This is a genomic window from Rhizobium sp. RHZ01 (genome assembly GCF_014851595.1).
In the GTDB taxonomy this organism is placed as follows: Bacteria; Pseudomonadota; Alphaproteobacteria; order Rhizobiales; family Rhizobiaceae; genus Rhizobium; species Rhizobium altiplani.
Window position 1 is genome coordinate 1 of sequence record NZ_JACUZZ010000067.1, and the last position, 3832, is coordinate 3832.

At 60.1% G+C, this 3832-nt stretch carries 3 protein-coding genes; all 3 read left to right on the forward strand.

Annotation, left to right across the window (positions count from 1 at the left end; genetic code table 11):
• Positions 1-147: 147 nt before the first annotated feature.
• Genes IB248_RS30740 through IB248_RS30750 form a run of 3 tightly spaced genes read left to right on the forward strand, consistent with a single transcriptional unit; the run spans position 148 to position 3742 of the window.
• A complete protein-coding gene (locus tag IB248_RS30740) occupies positions 148-1380 on the forward strand; it encodes a site-specific integrase (protein ID WP_018857987.1) in 1233 nt (410 codons plus the stop codon).
• Entirely contained in the window at positions 1377-2741 is a 1365-nt protein-coding gene (locus tag IB248_RS30745; RefSeq protein WP_018857986.1) for a tyrosine-type recombinase/integrase, read from the forward strand. Before IB248_RS30740 ends, IB248_RS30745 begins: the two co-directional genes overlap by 4 nt.
• Positions 2738-3742 carry a site-specific integrase gene (locus IB248_RS30750; RefSeq protein WP_192242227.1) on the forward strand — a complete coding sequence of 335 codons (1005 nt, stop codon included), beginning with the start codon at positions 2738-2740 and terminating at the stop codon, positions 3740-3742. Before IB248_RS30745 ends, IB248_RS30750 begins: the two co-directional genes overlap by 4 nt.
• Positions 3743-3832 lie beyond the last annotated feature (90 nt).

Genomic DNA, 3832 nt, shown 5'->3' on the forward strand with positions numbered 1-3832 from the left:
CGTCAGTTATCCGCAGCAGCCCATAATGTGAAGGAACGCGGCTACAACGCTTGAAATCCGCGGGATCCAGCTTTCGTAGACGGGATTTGCTCAGCATTATTTTCGGTCGAACCTTTGCTGTCATTTTGACCAGCAAAGGAAAAAATAATGTTGAATGCCGATTACGAACCTATCTCCAAGCTCAGGATTTTGCTGACCGAGCAACGATACAGCCCTGTAGTGATCGGGAACTACTGCGCGTACGCACGTGGGTTTCTCGACTATCTTGCCCAGCGTGACCTTCCAATCATGGATGTGTCGGAAGATCTGGTGGCTCAGTACCTGCAATATGCGATTGCGATGTTCCGCGAACGCCGTGGCTGTTCACCGGGGAAGAACTGGCACTCGATTCCGCGTTCTGGAATCCATGCATTGCTGCGACTCGCACAGGGGCAGTGGCCATCCGCGCCGAAAGCGACCTGCGCTGCCGACGCACTGCGCTTTGCGATCTGTGAGGAATACGAGACCTGGCTGCGCGAGGAACGAGGTCTTGCTGCGGCCAGCATCGACGCGTTGATGTGGGAGGGCCGGAACTTTCTGGCCTGGCAGCTCGATCGACACGGCCCCGACAGTCTGATGACAATGACCGTGGGCGACATCGACTGCTACATGGACACGCGCAGCCGTCACCAGACGCGCAAGTCGGTGAAGGATGTGGCGGAGCGACTTCGTTCGATGCTGCGCTATCTCCATCGGACGGGGCGCACTGCGATCGACTTGTCGCCGCACGTCGTCGCCCCCTTGCTCTATGCCTATGAGGGAGTGCCTTCGATCCTTACGCCGGATCAGGTCGCTGCGGTTCTGCAGGTCTCGGGGGAGGACAAGACGCCGGTGGGGCTGCGCGATCTTGCCATCCTGCAACTGCTTGCGACCTATGGCCTGAGATCGGGCGAAATCTGCAATTTACGGATCGAGGACATCGACTGGCGTACGGAAGCCATCCGCATCAGGCACACCAAGACCCGGGCATACTCATTCCTTCCCTTGATGGCGCCGGTAGGTGAAGCGGTGCTCGCTTATCTGCAGGCGGGGCGGCCTGTGACCGATGCCCGAGAAATCTTCGTCCGCACACGTGCGCCCTATCGCAAGCTCGGCTTGCTGGCCAGCATGGTGCGGCGGCGACTTGAGGATGCCGGAATTAAGCCGGCTGGCAAGAGCGGTTCCCATATCTTCCGCCACGCACGTGCAGTCGAAATGCTGCGCGCCGCTGTGCCCCAGAAAGTGATCGGCGACCTGCTCGGGCATCGCTCTGCCGAATCCACGGCTCCCTATCTGAAGCTTGCCACCGAGGATCTCCGGGCCATCGCGCTCGACGTGCCGGGACAGGAGGTGCGTTCATGACGATGTGGCCCGACCCTAAGCGCCAGTTGATCGCGCGCTACATTGCAAGCCTCAACCTGCGCACCACGAATAGCCGCATTTACTACAGGCAGGCGCTCAACATCTTCCAGGATGTCGCCGAACTTCACGCCAAACTCGACAAAGACATGCTGGTGGCATGGTTGCAGGTATCGTCGGGCCGGTGGGCCTCGACGACACGGCTGCACCGCACCCGGATTATCGATCGGTTCCTCGATCACCTTGAGGAAACCGGAGCGATCGAACGCAATCCCGTCGCCGTGCTGCGTGAAGCTTGCAATATCAAGCAGTGCATGCCGGTGTGGCGGGCGCTGGCCTCCCGCGATCCGGATAGCGCGCTTGCCGAACTATACCAGCCCAGGTCATTCGGCAGTGTGCTCGGCGAAATGATGGCCGATCACGTCACGCTGATGCGCAACCGCGGTTACAAATACACCTCTCAAACGGTGTGGCTCTCGCGGTTCGACCGGTTCCTGCAGTTGAACCCTGCGCTTCAGGGGCAGCCAATCGCGGTGATGCTCCAGTACTGGTCTGCGGCAAAAACAACGCGCAATCATCCGAACGAGTGCGAAATGCTGAAGCGGGTCCTTGCGAGAATCCTCCGCCACCAGGATCCATCAATCCCACCCCGCCGACCCGACCCACGCCCGGAAAAGGAAGTGGCCAAGCAATGGCGCAAACCGCATATTTACACCCCGGCCGACGTGAGGCGTATGCTCGATATCGCCCGTTCTTACCCCTCGCCACGGGCGCCGCTTCGGCCATTGAGCATCTACACGATGCTGCTGGTCGCCTATTGCGCGGGGCTGCGGCGAAGCGAACTGGCCCGCCTCGATCTTGGTGACGTTGACTTCCAGAGCGGCACGATCACGATCCGCCAGACCAAGTTCTACAAGACCAGGATACTGCCACTTCCCGACAGCGTGATGGCGGAGCTTCGAGCATATATCGACGCGCGACGCCGCGCCGATGGATCTCATGATCCGCGCTCCGGCCTGTTCTGGCACGAGCAGCGTGGTGACCGCTACACTAAAGAAACAGTCGCCTGGTTGCTCGTCGACGTCATACGCCGGGCCGGGTTGAAACCGCCTCAGGGACGAACAGGGCCTCGCCTGCACGACCTGAGGCACTCGATGGTCGTGAACCGGATCCTCGAATGGTACAAGGCGGGGATCAACCCTCAGGATCGTCTCCCGTTCCTCGCTACCTATCTTGGCCACCGGGACATCAACTCGACCCTAGTCTACATCACCGTTACGCAGGACCTTCTGCATCAAGCCAATGAGCGGTTCCGCGTGCTTGGCGCGCCATGCCTCAATATCGGGCCGGAGGTACGGGCATGACCAAGAACAATCGGTTCCCACACCTGCTGCGCGCGTTCTTCTACGAATGGCTGGCCGAACAGCGCAACGCCTCCATCCATACGGTGCGTTCGTATCGCGATGCCTGGCGGCTCTTCCTCCGGTTCGTTGCACAGCGCTCAGGCAAGAAGGTGGCGATGATCACGCTGATCGATCTGACCGCTGGAGAGGTCATCGCGTTCCTCGGTCACGCCGAACACGAACGCGGCGGCACGATCGGCACGCGCAACTGCCGGCTTGCAGCGATACGCAGCTTCTTCAACTTCGTTGCGACCAGGGATCCCGGATTGATCGCGCAGTGCGTCGAAATCCTCAACATCCCAATAAAGCGCGGACCGGTGTCGGAACCCTGTTATCTGGACCCCATCGAAGTGACGGCGATCCTGGCTCAGCCTGATCGTTCGACACTCGAAGGGATGCGCGATCACGCTTTGCTCTCGTTGCTCTACAACAGCGGCGCGCGAATACAGGAAGCGCTCGACCTGTGCCCCGATGCGATCCGGTTCGAAAGTCCAAGCTGCGTGCGGCTGACCGGTAAGGGTCGAAAAGAACGTATCTGCCCACTCTGGCCGGAAACCGTGATGTTGTTGAAGAAGCTGCTCGAACGTCAACCGCGGGCGCCAGACCAGCAACTGTTCGTCAACCGCTATGGCGAACCGCTCAGCGCGTCGGGGGTCCGGTTCAAACTTGCCGCCTATGTGAGGGCGGCGGCCGAGACCACGCCAACACTACGCGACAAGCATGTGACACCTCACGCCTTCCGGCACGCAACCGCTGTGCACCTCATATCGGCGGGCGTCGACGTCACGGTTATCCGTAGCTGGCTCGGTCATGTGAGCCTCGATACCACGAACCACTATGCCAGAGCCAACCTTGAAACGAAGCGCAAGGCATTGGAGCAGGTCAGCGCTCCCGAAACACCCGGCCATCAGCCCTCGTGGAAGCGCGATGCGAGCGTTCTCGCCTGGCTCGACACGCTCTGAAATAATGCGGAGGAATGTGGTCAGAAACCCTGGCCTTCAGCCAATCTGGTCGCATTCCTTCACATTATGGGCTGCTGCGGATAACTGACA